The sequence below is a fragment of the Tenacibaculum holothuriorum genome, assembly GCF_002120225.1.
GTDB lineage: Bacteria > Bacteroidota > Bacteroidia > Flavobacteriales > Flavobacteriaceae > Polaribacter > Polaribacter holothuriorum.
In genome coordinates, this window is sequence record NZ_LAPZ01000019.1 from 1 (window position 1) to 21,858 (window position 21,858).

General features: G+C 31.3%; 13 protein-coding genes. 4 read left to right on the plus strand and 9 right to left on the minus strand.

The window, feature by feature from the left end:
* The first annotated feature begins 183 nt into the window (after positions 1–183).
* Both WH52_RS14535 and WH52_RS14540 read left to right on the plus strand, forming a co-directional pair.
* Positions 184–942, plus strand: coding sequence for a response regulator transcription factor (locus tag WH52_RS14535; protein WP_086031699.1), 759 nt, complete (start codon positions 184–186; stop codon positions 940–942).
* A 100-nt stretch (positions 943–1,042) separates the two neighbouring features.
* Entirely contained in the window at positions 1,043–2,461 is a 1,419-nt protein-coding gene (locus tag WH52_RS14540) for a S41 family peptidase (protein WP_086031700.1), read from the plus strand.
* 80 nt (positions 2,462–2,541) lie between these two features.
* Here the strand turns inward: WH52_RS14540 and WH52_RS14545 are convergent, their stop codons facing one another.
* Genes WH52_RS14545 through WH52_RS14585 form a run of 9 tightly spaced genes read right to left on the minus strand, consistent with a single transcriptional unit; the run spans position 2,542 to position 16,924 of the window.
* Positions 2,542–3,564 (minus strand): UDP-glucose--hexose-1-phosphate uridylyltransferase, encoded by a 1,023-nt coding sequence (locus tag WH52_RS14545; RefSeq protein ID WP_086031701.1) that lies wholly within the window; start codon positions 3,562–3,564, stop codon positions 2,542–2,544.
* Positions 3,565–3,601: 37 nt separating this feature from the next.
* Positions 3,602–4,747, minus strand: coding sequence for a galactokinase (gene galK, locus WH52_RS14550; protein ID WP_086031702.1), 1,146 nt, complete (start codon positions 4,745–4,747; stop codon positions 3,602–3,604).
* 3 nt (positions 4,748–4,750) lie between these two features.
* Positions 4,751–6,334, minus strand: coding sequence for a solute:sodium symporter family transporter (locus WH52_RS14555; protein WP_086031703.1), 1,584 nt, complete (start codon positions 6,332–6,334; stop codon positions 4,751–4,753).
* Positions 6,335–6,336: 2 nt separating this feature from the next.
* Positions 6,337–9,453, minus strand: coding sequence for a glycoside hydrolase family 2 TIM barrel-domain containing protein (locus tag WH52_RS14560; RefSeq protein WP_086031704.1), 3,117 nt, complete (start codon positions 9,451–9,453; stop codon positions 6,337–6,339).
* A 49-nt stretch (positions 9,454–9,502) separates the two neighbouring features.
* Positions 9,503–12,529 (minus strand): aminotransferase class III-fold pyridoxal phosphate-dependent enzyme, encoded by a 3,027-nt coding sequence (locus WH52_RS14565; RefSeq protein WP_086031705.1) that lies wholly within the window; start codon positions 12,527–12,529, stop codon positions 9,503–9,505.
* Between the two features lie 11 nt (positions 12,530–12,540).
* Entirely contained in the window at positions 12,541–13,050 is a 510-nt protein-coding gene (locus tag WH52_RS14570) for a GNAT family N-acetyltransferase (RefSeq protein WP_086031706.1), read from the minus strand.
* A 5-nt stretch (positions 13,051–13,055) separates the two neighbouring features.
* The gene (locus WH52_RS14575; protein ID WP_086031707.1) at positions 13,056–15,041 is read right to left on the minus strand and encodes an MGH1-like glycoside hydrolase domain-containing protein; all 1,986 of its coding nucleotides are present in this window, start codon (positions 15,039–15,041) and stop codon (positions 13,056–13,058) included.
* A complete protein-coding gene (locus WH52_RS14580; RefSeq protein WP_158091381.1) occupies positions 15,034–15,921 on the minus strand; it encodes an aldose 1-epimerase in 888 nt (295 codons plus the stop codon). Before WH52_RS14580 ends, WH52_RS14575 begins: the two co-directional genes overlap by 8 nt.
* A 4-nt stretch (positions 15,922–15,925) precedes the next feature.
* Positions 15,926–16,924: a GntR family transcriptional regulator gene (locus WH52_RS14585; protein WP_086031709.1), complete on the minus strand. Its 999-nt coding sequence runs from the start codon at positions 16,922–16,924 to the stop codon at positions 15,926–15,928.
* 178 nt (positions 16,925–17,102) lie between these two features.
* Between WH52_RS14585 and WH52_RS14590 the strand changes: the two genes are divergently transcribed.
* Both WH52_RS14590 and WH52_RS14595 read left to right on the plus strand, forming a co-directional pair.
* Complete coding sequence (locus WH52_RS14590) at positions 17,103–20,210, plus strand: SusC/RagA family TonB-linked outer membrane protein (RefSeq protein WP_086031710.1); 3,108 nt, start codon at positions 17,103–17,105, stop codon at positions 20,208–20,210.
* Between the two features lie 10 nt (positions 20,211–20,220).
* On the plus strand, positions 20,221–21,762 hold the full coding sequence (locus WH52_RS14595) for a RagB/SusD family nutrient uptake outer membrane protein (protein ID WP_086031711.1): 1,542 nt from the start codon (positions 20,221–20,223) through the stop codon (positions 21,760–21,762).
* Positions 21,763–21,858: the final 96 nt, after the last annotated feature.

Here is a 21,858-nt window from a genome sequence, read left to right on the forward strand (position 1 = left end):
CGAGCTGCCTACTGCTCTATCCCGCGATTTGCGAGGGCAAATGTACTAATATTTTTCATTACTCTCCAAATAAACCTTAAAAAAACATCAACAAATATTTTTTAACCTACTTATTGATTTGATTTTTTTAATATCTATTCAATACTTTAATAAAATTCTATACTTTTAAAAGTAAAAAATATAATGCAAAAAGCTGATGATTTCTTTTCTTTTAAAAATACAGTAACTGAAATTTCAAAGGAGGATTTCTTACAAACTTCATATTATCTAAACTCTATAAAAGCTTTTGCTAGATTAAACAACAATTGTGTTTTTGTAAGTGATTACATGAAAAAAGGATTTGAATATGTTTCTGAGCACCCACTATTTTTATGTGGAAATACAGCTAAAGAAGTAAAAGAAATGGGATACAATTTCTATTTAAAACATGTTACAAAAGAAGACATTCAACTTCTTTTTAAAATACAAAAAATTGCTTTTGATTTTTATGAAACAATTCCAAGAAAAGAAAGAATTGACTACTCTATATCATATGATTTTCATCTTATCAATAAAGAAGGAAAGAAAATATTAGTAAATAGAAAATTAACCCCCTTATTTTTAACTAATTCTGGTAAAATTTGGAAAGCTATTGCTATCGTATCACTTTCAAACTCTAACCATTCGGGTAATATAAAAATATATAAAAAGGGAAATCAACGATACCTGCAATACAATGAGGAAGGAGATTTTTGGGAATCTCCAGAAGTAATAAAATTAACTGAAAGAGAAAGAGAAATTATTCATCTATCTATGAGAGGTTTTAAAGTTGAAGAAATTGCCAATGAAATCTCATTATCTCCCAACACAATTAAATTTCATCGTAAAAGATTATTCGAAAAATTAGAAGTATCTTCAATCTCTGATGCAATTTCTTTTGTAAAAAATAATAATTTAACTTAATTCACCTATATTATCACAAACTTAAATTCTACCTTTTTGGGTAGCAAATTCTTCAATCCATACTCTTTAATTTGTTTTCATATAAATAAAGAAACAAATTATGAAAAAAACTTTTATTTTATTTTTAACCATCTTTTTTATTGGAAAGATTGCTGCTCAAACTAAATTACCTAATACTATTTCTAACACAGATAAGGTATATGGTTTATCTAAATATTGGAATGAAGTTAACTTTAACTTTGCCTATCTTAATAAAATTAATAAAAAGAAATGGGAATCGGACTATAAATTATTAATAGAAAAAGTTCAAAAAACGAAAAACGATTACGAATACTATCTTTTACTACAGAAGTTTGCAGCATCACTAAAAGATGGGCATACCAATGTATTTTTTCCAAATTCTTTTAATCAATTTATGCTTAATGGAGAATTTGGAAATTATAAATTTTCTTTGGAAAGAATTGAAGATAAAGTCATTATAACTAAAATAAATAAAAGTAAAAAAAATGAAATCCCATTAGGCACTGAAATTATTGAAGTCAATAATCTTCCTACAAATAAATATCTTGAAAAATATGTTAACCCACATATTGCCTACAGTACCAAACCATTTTTAAAGGCTTATTCTGTTTCACAAATGTTTTATCAACCAAAAGGAACAGTTTTCAATCTAAAACTTAAAAAACCTAATGGAAAAATTCTTTCTAAAAAACTAACAATCAAACCAGTTACCGAAAAAGAAATGTATCCTAATAATATAAAAGAAGGAATTTTCAATTTCAAATGGTTAAAAAACAAAACAGTATATGTAGCTCTAAACAGTTTTGAAAGTGTTAAAATAGATTCATTATTTAAAAGTAAGCTTTCAGAAATAAAAAAAGCAAAAGGATTAATTATTGATTTACGAAAAAACTTTGGAGGAAACTCTACTCATGCTTTTTCTATACTAAAAAACTTAACAAATGATAATGAAATTGAGTATTCAAAATCTCAAATACTATCATACAATCCTCTATTCAAGCTTTATGGAACAAGATATAAAATCCGAGCAAAAGACACTGCTCAAGGAAGCTCTGAAAATAGAAAAATGTTAAGTAGAGCTTATTTAACTGCTAAAGACAGTTATTTTTATAAAATACCATTTAATACATTTACTAATAATTTTAAAAAGACAGATCGTATAGTCATTCCTACCGTTATATTGATTGGTCCATTTACCGCTTCATCATCTGAAGATTTTTTAGTTGCTACTGACAAGCAAAAACATATGATAAAAATTGGTGAGGCTACAGCAGGAACTACTGGAATGCCCATGTCATTTAAACTTCCTGGAGGAGGTTGGGCAAGAATCTGTATAAAAAAAGAAATATATCCTGATGGTCGTGAGTTTGTAGGACATGGAATTCAACCTAATATAAAAATCTCAAGATCTCTTCAAGATTTTATGGAAGAAAAAGACCCTGTTTTAGAAAGAGCTATTAATTATTTAAACAATAAATCAATAGCTTTTCAAAATTAATCAAAAGTAAAAGCCCCTGATTTATCAAGGGTTTTTATGTTTATTGAAATCCTATAAAATCATTTAACTCATACAAAAATTTAACTTATTAAATTCCTTACTTTTTTTGCTACACTTTCAACTGTAATGTCTCTTTGTGGCATACCAAACATTTCGTAACCTACCATAAACTTTTTAACAGTAGCACTTCGTAATAATGGTGGGTAAAAACTCATATGCCAATGCCAGTAATCATAATTCCCACCATCTGTTGGTGCTTGATGAATACCGCTAGAATATGGAAAAGAGCAATTAAATAATCGATCGTAAGCCTGAGTAATTTTAGAAATAGTTTCTGCAAAAGCAATACGTTCTTCAGTATTTAATACTACAATAGAAGCTTGTTTCTTTTTTGGAATTATCATTGTTTCAAAAGGCCAAATTGCCCAAAAAGGAATCAACAACACAAAATGTTCGTTTTCAAAAATAATACGTTCATTTTTCACCAATTCTTGCTGTAAATAATCTCCTAACAATGATGTTTGATGTGTTTTATAATGTTTTTTTTGCTGTTGGTCTTTTTTTATCACTTCATTAGGCAAGCTAGATTGTGCCCAAATTTGCCCATGAGGATGTGGATTACTACATCCCATTACAGTTCCTTTGTTCTCAAAAATCTGAATATAATTAATAAAGTCTTCTTTTCTTAATTCACTGTATTCTGATTGCCATGTAGTAACCACTTTTATTATTTCTGCTATCGACATATCTGCAAGTGTTTTTGAGTGATTTGGAGTAAAACAAACCACTTTACAAATACCTTGTTCAGATTCTGCTTTTAACAACCCGTCTTCATAAGAAAAACTGGGATTATTTTTTTGCAATGCTGCAAAGTCGTTTGTAAATACAAAAGTATTAGTATACTGTGGATTTTTCTCTCCGTTGGCTCTTACATTTCCAGCACACAAATAACAGTTTTCATCATAAACTATATTAGTTTTATTCAAAGTTTCTTCTTGTTGCCCTTGCCATGGACGCTTAGCTCTATGTGGAGATACAAGTACCCACTCTCCAGTTAAAATATTATATCGCTTATGAGAATAATTTATAAGATTGGTATTCATTATTAATAAGATATATCAGTAATTATAGGCCTACAGCTTATATAATTTGAGTTCCGTTTACAATACTTACATCATAAATTGAACATTCGTTATTAAATTCATTTGAATAAGCTTCTTTAATAAACTTTTGAAAAGCTTCTTTTTCTGAAGCTCTCACTAAATTAATTGTACAACCACCAAAACCTCCTCCCATCATTCTAGCTCCTATTACTGCTGATGATATTTTAGCTTTTTCAACTAAAAAATCTAACTCCTTGCAACTTACTTTATATTTTTTTGATAATCCTTCATGAGATGCGTACAACAATTTTCCTAATTCAAAAATGTTATTGTTTTTTAAAGCTACTCCTGCTAGTTGTGTTCTCTGATTTTCTTGCAATACATAATTTGCTTTTTCAAAAATTTCCTTTGTTAATTTCTCTTTAATCATTTCTAACATTTGAAATGATGCTTCTCTTAAAGTATCAAGATTCAGTTTTGCTGCAACTTGTTCACAAACAAGTCTCCTTTCGTTGTATTCACTTTCTGCTAATGCATGTTTTACATTAGAATTAATCAAAACAATATCTATATCGTCTAATTGTATTGAATATTCTTCATGTTCTAATGTTTTACAATCTAACAACAAAGCTTTTTTTTCTTTTCCAAACATAGAAGCAAACTGATCCATAATACCACATTTTACACCCACAAAATTGTGTTCTGCTTGTTGAGAAATATAAATCATTTCTTGTTTAGTCAATCCTAATTCAAAGACCGAATTTATACCATATACTACTGCATTTTCTAATGCGGCAGATGAAGACATTCCAGAACCTATAGGGACGTCACCTCCAAAGACGATATCGACATTACTAGTTAATTGGTGTTGTTTTTGTGTCTCATTAACCACTCCTAAAACATAATTCTTCCAACTGTTTTGTGTCTCTGGTTTTATCGTTTTAAGACTGTAGTGAAAGGTCTCATTTTCATCTAAAGCAATAACTGTAGAAACTAGTGCTTCTGTTTTTGCAATAGCTAAATAAATTCCTTTGTTTATTGCAGCCGGAAAAACAAATCCGTTATTATAATCGGTATGTTCTCCTATTAGATTAATTCTCCCAGGAGAAAACACAAGCAACGGCTCTTTCTTAAAAGTCGTTTTAAACATGTGTTGTACTTGTTCTTTTAAATGATGATTCATTTATTACGAAAAATAGATGTATGAATAAATAACAATAACACATATAATTGCTCCTGCAACACCTACATATTTCCAAGGTATAATATTTACTTGTTTGGTATAAGACAAACTAAATGCTTCTTTACGTGGTTGCAACTTCCCTATAACTAACATAATTAAAGTATTTAACACAAAAAGAATAGCCATAACGTGTAAAAAATGCGGGTAATTTTCTTTTCCAAACACAAAAGGTTGTAATATAAATTGACTGATTATATATAAAATGGAACCCGATATAATACCGATTTTTGCTGCTTTAGCAGGAACATACTTTGTAAAATATCCTACTACAATTATAGTTAAAATAGGAATTGAATATATTCCGTTTGCCTCTTGTAAATAGTTAAAAATACTACCTGCATACATTAACAAAGGTGCAACAAACATAGATACTATAGCTAATAGTACTCCAAACTTTTTACCAGCTGCTACAACCTGTTTTTCGTTTGCTTCTGTATTTATATGGGCTTTATAAATATCTAAACCAAATAAGGTTACTGATGAATTTAAGGCAGAGTTAAAAGATGATAATATTGCTCCGAATAATACTGCTGCAAAAAAACCTACCAATTCTGTCGGAAGCACTTTTTTTACTAATTCTGGATAGGCTTCATCTGGATTTTCTAAAGCACTTCCAAAAATATAAAAAGCTATAATTCCTGGTAAAACAACAATTAAAGGACCTAATATTTTAATAAATGCAGCATAGATTAATCCTTTTTGTCCTTCTTTTAAATTTTTTGCTCCTAAAGCTCTTTGGATAATTGCTTGGTTAGTTCCCCAATAAAACAATTGTACTAACATCATTCCCGTAAAGATAGTTCCAAAAGGAATTGAAGATTGTGAATCACCTATTACATTAAATTTTTCTGGTGCTTTTTTCATTAAGGTAGTTATCCCATCAAAAACACTTCCGTCTCCTACTAAAAGTAATCCGAAAATTGGAATTAACATTCCGCCAATTAACAAACCAATTGCGTTAATACTATCTGAAATAGCAACAGCTTTTAATCCTCCGAAAATAGCATAAATAGAGCCTATAATTCCAATACACCAAACCGTTATCCATAAAGCTATGGTCTTACTCACTCCTAACAATTCGGGTATATTAAACATACTATTTAGAGCCAAAGCTCCTGTATATAAAACTATTGGTAATAATACAATTACGTATCCTGATAAAAATAAACCAGACGTAATGGTTTTGGTCATTTTATCGTAACGAGTTTCTAAAAACTGGGGCACTGTTATAATTCCTCCTTTTAAATATTTAGGCAATAATACAACTGCAGTTATTACCATTGCTATAGCTGCCAAGGTTTCCCAAGCCATTACTAAAATTCCTTCTTTAAAAGCTGCTCCATTTAACCCTACAATTTGCTCTGTAGAAAGATTGGTTAATAATAAAGAACCTGCAATAACCCAACCTGTTAAACTTCGACCTCCCAAAAAATAACCATCGGAAGTTTCTTCGTTATTCGATTTGCTTTTGTAGTATGAAATTATAGCTACTAATAGTGTAAAAGCTAAGAAGGTAACAAATTGCATAATTATATTTTTTTAGGTTGAATTATAAATGAATACTTATACGTTTTATTAGCCGGAATCGTATATTCTGGATGTACCAAACGCCCCCAAGAAGTATCTCCTCCTACTCCCATTTGTAGGTAATCAATATTCCACTGTACGGTTTTACCTAGTTTAATATCTGCCCCATGCTTTTTGGTTACCGGCACTAATCCTGATGCCGATTTCCCTGCTTCATCACTGCTAAAATCTATCTCTTCCATAGCAAATGGCCATATGCTGGTGTTTAGCAATTGATTTCCTCTAACTTTAATCTTCAATGTATTTGAAGTAACTTCAACCCAACGAATATCAGTTTTATTTCCTGTTTCTTGTGGACGTGAATATCTATGGAATTGTTCCGTTACTTTACCTGAATAAACCCCTGTTTTCTGTCCTGTTTTTCTATCCCAATAACTTTCTTCTGGCCCTTTTCCATACCATGAAACATCGGTAAATGATTTATCTAATGTTAAGTACATTCCTAACCTTGGTATATTTGGTAAGTTTTCCTTCTTAGGTGTAAACACATAATCTATTTGTAAACTTCCGTTTTTATTCACTCGATAGTTTACCAACACTTCAGCTTCATTATTAGGTGTTGTATAAGAAACTGAATACACTACTGTGTTGTATATTTTTTGCGGTTGCTTTACTAACTTCGATGTGTATTTATAACTTGCTTCTTGCCAAATTTTTGCCCATTTGTCCATTCCATTCCCTAAATCATTATCAGTTGGTGGTCGCCAAAAATTAGGTTGAATTGGATTAGTTGTTACAACTTCTCCTTTGTGTTTCCATGAAGTAATTTCTCCCGTTTCTTCGTTGATAATAATATCTATTTTATCATTCTTTATTTGGAATGCTTTTTCTGTTGAAATTACATTTAATACATCATCTTTGGAAATATCGTTTGTATTCTGATTTCCTTTTTGTATTACAAATTCATCCCAAGCAACTTCATGATTTTCTGGAACACCATTTTTTGCTTCTTTTTGTTTTAAAATAAATCGAATAATATATTCTGAATTAGCATCTAACTCTCTTGGAATACCTTTAATAGAATAACTAATTTTTACTTGTGGTGGCGAATGTGCAATAGTAATACTATCTGTTTTTATAATCTTTTCTGATTTTAAAAGTTCCCAAACAATTTGTTTATCAGAAAGATCTTTAAAGAAATTTTTATTCTCTAATATTAAATGACCATAACCTTGAGCTGGTGTAAAATAAAACTGTACTGGTTCATACACTTTTTTCACTTCTGATAAATGCGGATGCGGATTACGATACGGATCTACCAATCCGTTATTTAAAAAGTTTCCATCTGTTGGTAAATCTGGATGATAATCATGTCCGTAAGCTAAATATGGTTTTCCATTTTCATCTTTATACTCTAAACTTTGATCTACCCAATCCCAAATATATCCACCTTGAAGGTTTGGATATTTCTCGATAATATCCCAATAATCTTGCAAATTCCCTACAGAATTTCCCATAGCATGCGCATACTCAATCATTACAGATGGTTTATCGGAATTCGATTTTCCATGATTGATTAAGTATTCTAGTTTTGGATACATTGGACAATAAATATCTGTGTAATCTTCTTTTCCTGCTGGCTCGTATTGTACAATTCGGTTATCATCTTGCGATTTAAGCCACTTATAAGTTGTTCTGAACACTTCTCCTTCTCCGGCTTCATTTCCTAATGACCAAGAATAAATGGAAGCATGGTTTCTATCGCGATAATACATGCGTTTTGTACGTGCCATGTGTGCTGGTAACCAACTCATCTCATTTCCTATTTGCGTATCTTTAGAAATGGCTAACGGATGACTTTCTATATTCGCTTCGTCTATAACATACAAACCATATTTATCGCATAAATCTAACCAATACGGATCGTTAGGATAATGCGCTGAACGAACTGCATTAATATTATTTTGTTTCATTAACAAAATATCTTTTAGCATTGATACTTTTGAAATCACATGCCCTGTATGTGGATCGGTTTCATGACGATCTACTCCTCTAAAATAAATTGCTTTTCCGTTGATTAAAATTTGTGCATTTTTAATCTCTACGCGTTTAAATCCGATTTGTTGTTTTACAAATTGATTGTTGTTTAGAGAAATATTTAATCCATATAAATTTGGAGCTTCAGCCGACCATGATTTTACATTTTCTACAACTTTATCTATTTTAAATTCTATCGTTGAGTTTGCAGGAATTGTAATTTGTTTAGAAACTTCAAACTGATTTTTTAAAGATACTTTTAGCTTTTGAGTAACTTCCTTATCAGTTTCATTGGTAATAAAAATTGTCCCGTTTAAAATTCCTTTTGTATAAGAATCGTCTAATGTAGTTTTTGCATGATAATCTGAAATATAAACTTTTGGTCTACTATACAAATACACATCTCTTTCAATTCCGCTCATACGTAACATGTCTTGACTTTCAACATAACTTGCATCTGACCAACGAAATAACTGCAATGCAATTAGGTTTTTGCCCTCATGTAAATACTTTGTTATATTAAATTCTGCAGGAGTTTTACTTCCTTGAGAATAGCCCACATATTTACCATTTGCATACACATACATTGCTGATTTTGCCCCAGCAAAATGCAAGATAACATCTTGTGATAGAAACTCTTTTGTTAGATTAATTACCTTTCGATAAGTTCCAACTGGATTATAGTCCGTTGGTGCTTCTGGCCATTTCGTAGTAAATGGATAGCGTTCGTCTAAATAAATTGGTTTTCCAAATCCTTCTACTTCCCAGTTTGCTGGTACTGGAATGGTAGTCCATTTAGAATCATCAAATGCTATATTTTGAAATGTAGTTGGACGTTTTTTAGGATCTTTTACCCAATGATATTTCCAACTTCCATTTAAGCTTAAAAATCGTTTTGAATTTTCTTTTTCTGAAACATCTTCAGATTCGAATGCAAAAAACGAAGCTCTTGGTGCAAGTTTGTTTTCTTCAAGTATTTGGTGATTGAAATGATTTTTTTGCTCCTCTACTTTTTCTAATGACTGTTTTTTACAGCTAAGAATTATGCATAAAAATAGAACATATAATATTTTTAGTTTCATAAGTTGTGTTTGGTTAACCTAGTTTTCAAATCTTACTTTATGCTAGATTTTATACTTGCATAAAATCTTCTTTAAATATTTTTGTTAGGTAATGTATTAGCTCTTTTGCATGATTTTTGGCAAATACAATCGGTGGTTTTATCTTCAGTACATTGTTGTCTTTTCCATCTGTACTCATTAATATTTTATGAGCTTTCATTCGATCTGCTAAATAAACCGCTTGTTGTGTCAGTGGTTTTTTATTTACATCTACCAATTCAAAACCTAAAAACAAACCTTGTCCTCTTACATCTCCAATTATTGGAAATTCTTTTGCTAATTGTTCTAATTCTCTTTTTAAATAATTACCAACTTCTAAAGCATTTTCTTGTAATTGTTCTCTTTTTACAGTTTGCAACACCGCTGTTCCTATAGCGCAAGACACTGGATTACCTCCAAAAGTGTTAAAATATTCCATTCCGTTAGCAAAAGAATTTGCTACTTCTTGAGTACAAGCTACCGCTGCCAAAGGATGCCCGTTTCCTAAAGGCTTTCCTATAGTAACAATATCTGGAACTACGTTGTACAACTGAAATCCCCAAAAATGTTTTCCTACTCTACCACAACCTACTTGTACCTCATCAGAAATACATATACCTCCAGCATTTCTTATTAATTCGTAAACTTTTGGTAAAAATCCTTTCGGCAATTCTATTTGTCCGCCACAAGAAATAATTGACTCTAATATTAATGCACCAACATTTCTTCCTTTACGTCGTATTCCTTCTATGAGTTTTTGTACTTCTTCGGCATATTTTTGAGCCGCATCCTCTCCTGTATATTTTCCTCTAAAAGTATCTGGTAGTGGAAATATATGCGTATGTTCTGGTGCTCCACTCCCTCCTTTCCCATCGAATTTATAGGATGAAATATCTATACATTTATTTGAGTTTCCGTGATAACCAACTTCTGAAGCAATTATATCACACTGTTTTGTATGTGCTTTTACCATTCGCATAGCTAATTCATTAGCTTCGCTCCCTGAGTTTACAAAATGTAAAACATTTAATTCTGGAGGTAACGTTTCTATCAGTTCTTTAGCTAGTTGATTGATATTTTCGTGTAAATAGCGCGAATTGGTATTTAACAAAGCCATTTGTTGTTGGCCTGCTTTTACTACAGCTTGATGTTCATGACCAACATGCGCTACGTTATTTATCGTATCTATATATTTATTCCCATATTGATCTACTAAATAAACACCTTCTCCTCTCACCATTTTAATTGGTGTTTCGTATTGAAGACTTAAACTTTTCCCTAGGTATTGTTTGCGATACTCAATTAATTCTTGATTATTTATACTGCGTTTAGACTCTAATGTTTCTAGCTTAAAAAATAAGTTTGGATTCGGGCAAATGCTTTTCCAAACTTCAATCTCAGACGGAAACGCTACTCCTGGAAAATCGTCTTTATAATTTAACATTGAAAGTGTTAGTTGAAAATGTAAATGTGGTCCCCAGTGTCCATTTTCTTCTGATGTTCCAAGAATTCCTATTTGTTCTCCTTTTTTTATGGTTGTTCCTACAGTTTTATCTTGTACACTAGCTAATGATAAATGACCGTATATTGAATAAAACTCAAAATGAGTTACTTGGTGTTTTAAAATGATGAGTCCACCGTATTCTTTATATTTATCATTATTGGTAGCTACAACAACCTCTCCCTCTATAAAAGCATGTACAGGTGTTTTTGCTGGTAGCCAAAAATCTATCCCTAAATGTGTTGTTCTGTTTTCTCTTCCTGAGTTTCCTATACGCTCAAATTCTGAAGAAGTGTACAACGGACGAACTTCGTTATAACCTCCAGCAATAAGTTTTGTGGGATGTTCTTTTTGTAATTGATTTATTTTAAATTGAAAAACATCTATATCATTAAATTCAGAAACATGTCCTAACCATAAACTTTCTACACTTAAATCTAAATTAAGTACTTCTTTTTTTCTAACCAAAGGAAATATATCTGTAAGTGTAACAGACTGTTGTTTTGCCCAATTCTCAAATGCCTTTTGTTTTGGATGCGCTTCATATCCACATGCAATTCTAAAAGAGTATTCAGCAAAATTTTCATCAACAGTATACCATTTTTTTAAAAGTTTCCAAGCTGGTTTTTCTGATATTAACAGATACGTATTGTCTGGTTCTTTTTGTTTGTTTATTGCTGATTTAGTAACCGATATTACCAAACGCATTGCTATAGAAACATACAAGTGTTTCAATTCTTCTTCTTGTAAAGGAAATGTACTGTGATATCCTTTTACTATAGGTAATACTGCCGATAATGGATTGTTATGATGCATCGCCGCATAAGCACAAGTTATTGCCAAATCGTTTATAATTTGCGTATAAACTGCATCTCCGTAATCTATAGCTGCTTTTACTTTTGGGAATAACAGATCTTCTGAAACAATAACATTATTATCGTTAGCATCGTTATGTACAACGCTTTTTCTAAGCTTTAAATAAGTGTCTTGACTGTTTTTAAATTGTTGCTGAAAATATTGTAAAATACTTTTCTCTTCAACAGAAAATAAGTCTAAATGTTCAATTGTCCATAATGCTTGTGCAATATCCCAATGAAAATCACGATGTGCTTCTTTGTGATTGAAACCCTGTAATGCTTGTGTTAACAAACCACATTGTTCTCCTAAACTGTATCGTAAATCATCTAATTGCGGATTAACACTACTCCACACTCTACCAGAAACCCAAGTTAGTAATCGAACTTTTCGTTTATTTCCATTCGCATCAATAATTTCTGAAATACTATTTCCGTTTTTATCTTTTATTACTTTAGGACTTATTAAATGTTCGCCTTTTTGTTCTACAAATTGTAATAATTTTTGCTGAAAATCCAAATAATCTTCATCTTCTTCTGGTCGTGATATTTTTAAAATATATCGATACTCATCTTTAATTTTAATTCTGAAATTAAAATCAACTTCTCCTGGTAATTCTTTTGCTGTTCCTTTAACATCAAACAATTCTAAAAGAATAGCTTCGGCTTGTATCGTATCTATTTTTATAGTAGTGTAGTCCATTATTCTATTTTCTATACTAATTTTTCAAATGCTAATCGTGTTGCACCTCCTTTTAATGTAATTATGCCACAATATTGGTATTGAAGCTTTTTTAAAATGTGTTGCATACCTAAATTATCTTTGTGTGTATCAATTCTCAGTGAACCTACTTTCTGCTCTTTTAATATGGCTTCGCAATGGTTTATTATTTTACTTCCTATACCTTTTATTGTACAATTTTCGCCTGCTGCTATTCTATGAATAACTCCGTATTTTGCTTTTACAGATGTTACCCAACCTCCGTCTATCTCATTATAAGTTGGCTCGCTTGTAGTTGTAAACATAAACGTTGCAATAATGTCTTGTTGTTCATTTTCTACGACAAAACTTTCTTTATTCTCTATATCTGTAAGTATTCGATTTCCATCTGGATAACCATCTTGCCATTGATCTATATTTAACGAAGCCAAATAGCGTTGTGCATAATTAAAAATGCGCATTAACTCTGGTAAATCTTTCAATGTTGTACGCCTTATCTGCATCTGTTTTAATCTTTTTGTAATAGCATAATTATATGCGCTGCACTCCAGCTAAAATTGTGTGCATGTAATCCTTCTCCTGTAAGCGGATGATAATTTTCTCGAATTGCAGGTCCTTTTTGTAAAATACCTTCTGCTCCTTTTAGTATTTGTATTGTCGCTTTATCTGCTTCTGAATTATACCCATAATTACGAAGTGCTTTTACTCCGAAATAAGCTTGATCTAACCAATTTGGACCTCTCCAATACCCTTTTAATGGATCGAACTTTTCATGATCTGCACTCATAGTTTGAAAAGGAACTTTTGTGTAAAATTTATCAGGATTCATCATCCTTTCCTTCACCTTATCGGCTTGTTCTTTTGTTGCGGCATTAGCCCAAAGCGCCGTCCAGCCTTCACTCCCTTCTCCTTTTATAAATTGATTTCCCTCTAAATTTGTATCATAAAACCAACCATCGTTAGCATCGTAAAACTGTTCTTGTATTTTGTTTTTTAATTCAGATGCTTCTCTATGGTAAATTTGTGCTTCTTCTTTTTTGTTAAGTATTCTTGCTAGTGTTTTTAAATAGTGTTTTTCAGCAAATAAATAAGCATTTAAATCTACCGATTCTTGATTTAAGGAGTATGCATCTTCACTATTTTTAAGTATTTTAGAATTATCGAAACGAATGGCATTATCCATTCCACTTTCCCATTTTGCAGCAACTAAACTTCCGTCTGTTGAGCCATATTCACATAATTCATCCCTATCATGATCTCTTTTTGCATACCACCAAGAATGATATTTCTTAAGTTTAGGATACATGTACTGTACAAACGCTGTGTCTTTACTTTTTTCAAAAACTTTCACTACAGACCATGCTGATAATGGTGGTTTGGTGTCCCTGTAATTATGAGCTTCTATCGTCGTATCTCTATATACGCAATCTGCAACAAAACCATCTTCATTTTGAAATTCGAACATAAGTTTAATTTGCTTCTTTGCTAATTCTATATTGTAATACGCTAATCCTGCGCTGTGCTTCCAAGAATCCCAAGACCAAAACCCGTTAAACCATACATAATGATAACTTGGAAATAATCCTTCGTGCTTAATTTCTCCTGCAGGAATACGCCAATTATTCTGTAATGTTAACTGTGCTTTTGCTAATACTTGTGCGTAAATCGAGTCTTTAAACTGTGGTTTCCTATTATTTATTAAAGCTTTTAATTGCGTTTCTTTTTCTTGCTTTCTTTTATTTAATAGTTTATCAAAATTTGTTGATTTACTATTTTTTCGTTCTTCTTCCCATGAATATTCTGGAAAAATAAAAGTTTGAGAAACAGTTACTGTTTTTGTTTCATTGGGCTTTAGATTAACTTCTGATTGCTTAGTTTGATATGCATTATTTTTACAATATGCTATTTCAACAGGAAATTGAAGATACCCAATGGCATTTGTTTTTTCTGAAGTAATTTTTATTTCTTTTCCTTCGGAAGACAAACTTAATCCATCTGCTAAAACTGGAGTGTTCTCCCATTGATATTCTACTATTTGTGTTTCATCTGAAATGTTTTTAATTTCAGATTGTATAATTGCTGTATGTCCCGAACGAAATACTAATTTTTGAACGAGTTGTAAATTTTTAGAAATATATACTTGTTTTAGATGACTATTATAACTGACTGTTGTACGATTTACCCATTGCTGATTTTTAATAACTAACGCTGCTAATTTCTCACTACTCCATACTCCGTTTTGTTGTGTCATTAAAAATGGCCCTGAAAACCCTGCTTTATTTTTTGTTTCTGAAAAAGCATAAGCAAACCACGCTCCTTGATCGGAAAACATTAATCCACTTTTATCGAATTTATTTTTGGGAGTTACAGTATAATTCAAGAGATTATTGTGAGCTACAACATGTTTAAAAGTAGGAGTTACTTTTACACTTTCTTCTGTTTTACAACTTAAAGCAACTATTAGTATTAATATGGTAATTATTGTTTTATTCATCTTGCAGTTGAATAGTCCATTGAATGTTAAACGTATCTTTTGGCAATAAGGTTTTTAAACCTAAATTATTATTAAAACTATTCGAAGGTCCAGTTATAGGCTCTATAGCCAAATAATTATCTACTTCTGGAGTATATATTTGTATAAAGTTTTTATCGTAAGAAGAACTCAATTTAATTGAATAATCTTCTGTTTTATAAACGATGTAATTTTCCTTTAACAAATAACAGTTATCTAATTTTTGGTTTGCAATCTGAAAACTACCAGAAAGCTTACATTCCTCCATGTTAACTGGAATCATTTTTTCATTATGAATAATTTTCTTTTCTGTTTTAAATTCTAGAAAACTTTCCTCTCTACTAACAGCATAAAAATATGGATGCCAACCAATTGTAAAAGGAAAAGAATTCACACCTTTATTGGTTACAGTAGCCTTTAAACTTAACTCCTTTTCAAACAAAACATAAGTTAGGCTCACCTTAAAAAGAAAGGGAAATCCGTTTTCTTTTATTTCTTGATTATAAGTTAATGTTACCGAAGTATAATTAGTATGTTGTTCTCTATTAGTAACTGTAAAAACCTTGTTATATAACAACCCATGAATAGCATCTTTTCCTTGAGCATTTTGCTTTAATTGATGCTTCTTGTTTTGGAACTCATATTCTCCGTTTAAAATTCGATTAGCAAAAGGAAAAAGAATAGCGGACGCGTAAGAGAACTCATAACTAATCTCTTCAGAAAAGTCTTTAACAACAACTTTATTATTAAGAGTCAAATGAACCAAACTCCCTCCATTCTTTAACGATATTAGAGCTTTTGAATTTCCTTTTTGGATAGAGATTACACTCTTATCTTCATGTAAATATTTTATTGTTTGCAACTCTTTAAATTGAATTTCTAATTATTAATTTATTCTCATTTTCAATTTTCCCAGTTTCATTATTAAGAATCATAGTAGCAAGTTTTTTTCCCATAGCTTTAAAATCTGTAGATATCGTTGTGATTCCATTTTCTACGATCTCTTTTAACAAGGTATCGTTATATGAAATGACTCCAATATCTCTTGCTATTCGTAAACGTAACTCTTTAGTCTTTTTAATAATTCGTATAAGGTTCCTATCATCTGGAATAATAAAAGCATCTCCTTTTTCAATCGTAAAATTTTCCAATGAATCAATGTTAATTCCATGAATACGATTCATCTTGCAAAATTTCTCAAATCCTCTTAATAAACCATCTGGCTGCTTATCTTCCTGAAACAAAAAAACTAACCGATCATATCTCCTAATTAAATCGACACCATCTAACAAGCCATTAAAAATATCTTTCTCAAAAGGCTGATAGATTGCAGGATACTTTTTAAACTCGTCGTTTGTTTGATCTAATAAATACACCTTATCATCGGGTAAATTATCGAGTATATGTGCAATACCCTTGAGTTTTGCAGGCATAATAATATAAGTATGATAATTACCTACGTTATCAAAAATTAATTTTTTAAAAACCTCATAATTAAAGTGATGAAAGAAAATATCTACCTCAATATTCTCTCCTAAATTTTTTATAAAAGATTTATACAAATCTTCTTTAAAAGCATTAAGCTCATCAAAAAGCAAAAACACCTTTTGGGTAATATGAACACTTTCACTATTTACATAATAGCCTTTACCAGGAATAGACTGCACAATACCTCTAGTTTTCAATTCATTGTAAGCCAACAAAACAGTATCTCTAGATAACTTATACTTGTTTTTGATACTATTTATTGATGGCAACTTATCTCCTTTCTTAACCTTCTTAAAAGTAATTGCATTCTCTATAGAAGAAACTATTTGCTTGTATTTAGGAATTCCTGCTTTTTCTTGTATTTGAACAACACTCATAAAACAAATATATAAATTATTAAAAACAAAACAAACTGGTAGGTACTAGTTTGTTTTTAAATATTTGAATTCTAAATTAGCCCAAGAGTTTAATTAATCTTAAAGTCTAAAAACCTTTAAATAACTTATAATATATAAAGGTTAAAATAAAAACTACAAATATTTTAATTTAACATTTATGACACAAAGACAACTAAAAAAAAGTCAAATCTTATTTTTAAATAAGACAAAAACCCTACTAGTCTGTTTTTTACTAATACTTTCTACTAACCTTTTTTCTCAGGAAAAAAAAATCACAGGAAAAGTAACTGATAAAAACGGAGAACCTTTAGTAGGTACAGCAGTAATTATTAAAGGGAGTTTAAAAGGAACAGAAACCGATTTTGATGGAAATTATCAAATCAACACCGAACCTTCATCCGTATTAGTTTTTAACCACATCGGTTTTAAAAGCACAGAAAAAACCGTGGAAAATCAAACAATAATTAACATTACATTAGAAGAAGACAGTGAGTCTTTAGATGAAGTAGTAATTGTTGGATACGGAACTCAAAAGAAAAGCGATTTAACAGGAGCAATAGGGCAAGTTAAATCTGAAGAATTAACAAAAGTAACAACCACAACAGCTGCCGAAGCTTTACAAGGAAGAGTCGCTGGTGTAAGTGTGACATCATCTACAGGTTCACCTGGTAGTTCTGCTAGTGTTTTAATTAGAGGAATTGCTTCTTTCGGTAACAATCAACCGCTTTACATTGTAGATGGTGTTGAAGCCGACAGTTATTTTATTGACCCAAGAAACATTGAATCTATAGAAATCTTAAAAGATGCTTCTTCAGCAGCAATTTATGGTACTAGAGGTGCTAATGGAGTTGTTATAATTACTACTAAAAAAGGAAAAAAAGGAAAAATTAGCATTGAAATTGAACAATCTTATAGTGTAAACACTCAACGTAAAAAAATTAATCTTTTAGATGCCGACGGATACGTAAAAGTTCACCGACAAATGTATGAAAATGCAGGCAATCAATTACCAAATTACGTAACCAATCCTTCTGACATTAATACTAACTGGATAGACGAAACTCATAGAGATGGAAACCTAAACTTACTTAGCGCAAGAGTTTCAGGAGCTTCAGAAAACATAAACTATAGTTTTGGTGGTAATTATGCTGACGAAAAAGGATTACTAATAGGCTCTTCTTTCTTAAGAAAAGGATTCTTTGTTAACGGAACTTTAAAAAGAAATAAAGTTACATTAACAGCAAACATTAATTATTCAGAAACTAAGAGAAATCCTTACAAATTTTCTTTAGGAGAAACCTTTAGAATATCACCATTAATCCCTGTTTATGACGATACAAAAGAATCTGGATTTGGTTATAGAGATGGACAAATTGGAGACCACAGAAACCCCGTTGCCGATGATCATTTCAGACAACGCTATACTAAATTAAGATATTTATTAACGAATTTTAGTGCTCAATATGAAATATTAAAAGGATTAAATCTAAAAGCTAACTACTCTTTTTCTAACCAAACTAACTTCGATTTCAGCTTTAACACTGCATTTAGAGCTAGAGATAACGATACTAATGAGAATAATATTTTTGCATTCATATCAGAAAACGATGGGTTTTTAAGAAAAATAAACCAAGTATATACAGCAGATTATAACCTAAGTTTTGGAAATCATGATTTTAAGCTCTTAGCAGGTTACCAGCGTATTTCTACCCAATCTCAGTTTAACTACGTACAAGCTCAAGGATATAGAGAGGTAAATGGCACAAGAGAACCTGTACAACTACTAGACAATAGTTTTAATACCTTAAATGCTTTTAGTGCTGCTCAAGCTACATTTTCAGGATCTGGTTCTAATGCTACGTATAATATAGTATCTCAGTTTGGTAGATTCAACTATACTTACAAAAACAAATACCTATTCCAAGCAAGTATTCGTAGAGACGGTTCATCTAAATTTGGTAAAAATAGAAGATACGGAATCTTCCCTTCTTTTTCTGCCGGTTGGAAAATTACAGAAGAAAAATTCATGGAAAATCAAGACGTTTTCAGTTTCTTAAAACTACGTGCTAGTTGGGGACAAGCAGGTAACGATACCGCTTTAGGATACTACGACCAACAAGTTAGAATTCGTCAAGGAAGTAGCCAAGGAAATGGTGGATATGTTTTTGGCGATCCTCAAACTTCTGCTACTGGTAGCATTGTACGAGATTTAGAAAATGTAGATTTACAATGGGAAGAAAGCACTTCTACTAACATTGGTTTAGATTATGGCGTTTTAAACGGAAAGTTAAAAGGAGGAATTAACTACTACAACACCATAAGTGATAAAGTTTTATTAACAAGAGCATTACCAGACAACCCTGGCATTGATAATGACCCAATAGTTAACTTCGGAGAATTTCAAAATAGCGGTTTTGAATTTGACCTAAACTACAACACTCAAATAAGTGATGTAAACTTTTCAGCTACTGCCACATTCTCTACTTTAAAAAGTGAAGTAACTCGTTTAGGTAACGAATCTCAAATCCTAAGAGGAGCTGGCCTTTTATTTGGGGCAGATCATTTTGTGAATCAAACTAAATTAGGATACGAACCTGGGGCTTATTTTTTACCAGTTGCAAACGGTATTTTTCAATCACAAGCAGAAATAGACACTCACGATCCCAATGGAACACTACAACCAAACGCAGCCCCTGGAGACGTTCGTTTTATAGATCAAAACGGAGATGGAGTTTTAGATAGTAACGATGAAGTTTACCAAGGTAGTGCATTACCAAGTTACGAGTACAGTTTAAACTTAAATGCAGATTATAAAGGAATTGATTTTAATATATTCTTTCAAGGTGTAGGTGGTAATAAAATCTATAACGGAAATAGATTTCAATCCATAGGAATGGATAGTGGTAGAAATTTTGAAAGTTCAACATTAAATGCTTGGACTCCTACAAATACGAACACAAACATTCCTAGAGCCGTTCTTGGCGACCCTAATGGAAATAATCGTGCTTCTACTCGATTCTTAGAAAATGGTAGTTACCTAAGAATAAAAACAATTCAGTTAGGGTATTCTTTACCTCAAAATATCCTAGACAAAATTAATGTTAGTAAGTTAAGACTCTACGTAACAGGACAAAACTTATTCACATTTACAGACTACAGCGGTTTAGATCCAGAAGTAGGCGGATCTGTTTTATCCAGAGGTATCGACAGAACGTTATATCCTCAATTTAAGTCAGTTATTTTAGGTTTCCAATTACAACTATAATATAAAAAATATGAAAATTTTAAATAAAGTTTTAGCAATAGCATTATTCACAGGATTTATTTCATGTAATGATGATGAATTTTTAGACCAAAGCTCTCCAGACCAATTAACTTCATCTTCCTTTTGGCGAGATGCAAAAGATGCAAGAGAAGGTTTAACCGCTGTTTATTCTGAATTAGAATCTAGAAGTAATTTCTGGGATGGTTGGCAAGAAGGAAGACCTGTTGTAGAATATTTTAGATCAGATTATTCTTTACCTGGTCCAGATGCTGCTAATTATTCACATTGGATGTCCATGTTTAATTTCAACTACACAAACGGACATATATTCATTAAAGTTTTATGGGAAACTAACTACAAAGGAATCAACTTTGCTAATCAAGTAATTACCAAAGTTGGTGAAATGGGACCAGATAAAATCTCAGCAGATGAAAAGAAACAAATCATAGGAGAAGCTACTTTCTTAAGAGGTTATTATCATTTTAAACTACTAACCTTATTTGAGCAAATAATCTTAAGAGAAGAACTTCCTACTGCCTCTACTTTAGACAAAGCTTTAGCTTCTAGACCTGAAGCTTGGGAAATGATAATTAATGATTTCAAAAACGCTTCTACAATGCTTTCCAACAAAGAAAACACAGAAGTCGGTAGAGCAACAAAAGGAGCAGCATTAGCGTATTTAGGAAAAGTTTATCTACATAAAGCTGGCGACCCTAGTTCTTCAGAAGGCACAGATTATCAAAACGCAATTGATGCTTTTAAACCTGTAGTCGAAGGAAATACAGGAAGCTATGCTCTTGTTAACGATTATTTCAGCCTTTTTAATGGTCAAAATGAAAATAATTCAGAATCTGTTTTCGAGCTACAATTTAAAACTGGTGATGCAACCTCATGGAACGCAACTCGTTTACATGCATTTATTGGAGATTGGTCTATTGGAGGCTGGGGAGGTTTAGAAGCTACTAAAGCCTTAGAAGCTACCATGAAATCTGAAGGACAAATTGCAAGCAATGGTTTATACGACAACAGACTTTATGGTACTTTATATTTTAGAGACGACTACTACAATGACTCATCTACCCCAAGAATGCAAGGCTACACTTGGGATCAATTAATGAATTGGCAATACAGCAATACCAACGATAATAAGGTATATTATAGAAAATGGCTACCTAATTACGTATGGAATAACAGCTATATAGGATTAAATGTTACTTTAATGCGTTATGCAGATGTTCTATTAATGTATGCAGAATCATTAAATGAAGTAAGTCGTACAAGCGAAGCCATTTCAATCATCAATAACATTAGAAATATTCATGGATTAATGCCTCCAATAACTGTAAGTTCTCAAGCAGATGTAAAACAACAATTAATTCACGAACGTACTATGGAATTGTCTTTAGAATCGGTACGCTTTTTCGACTTAAGAAGATGGGGAATGCTTGACCAAGCAATGCAAGCGGCAGGAAGAACCAACTTTAACGCTACCAATCATTCATATTTACCAATTCCTCTTTCAGAAATAAATAACAATAATGCAGTTAATTAATTTTCATTAAATTTTGTAATAGTTTTTATTAATGCAAAAAAAAGAGCAACCATAAATGGTTGCTCTTTTTAGTAGCGGGAACAGGACTCGAACCTG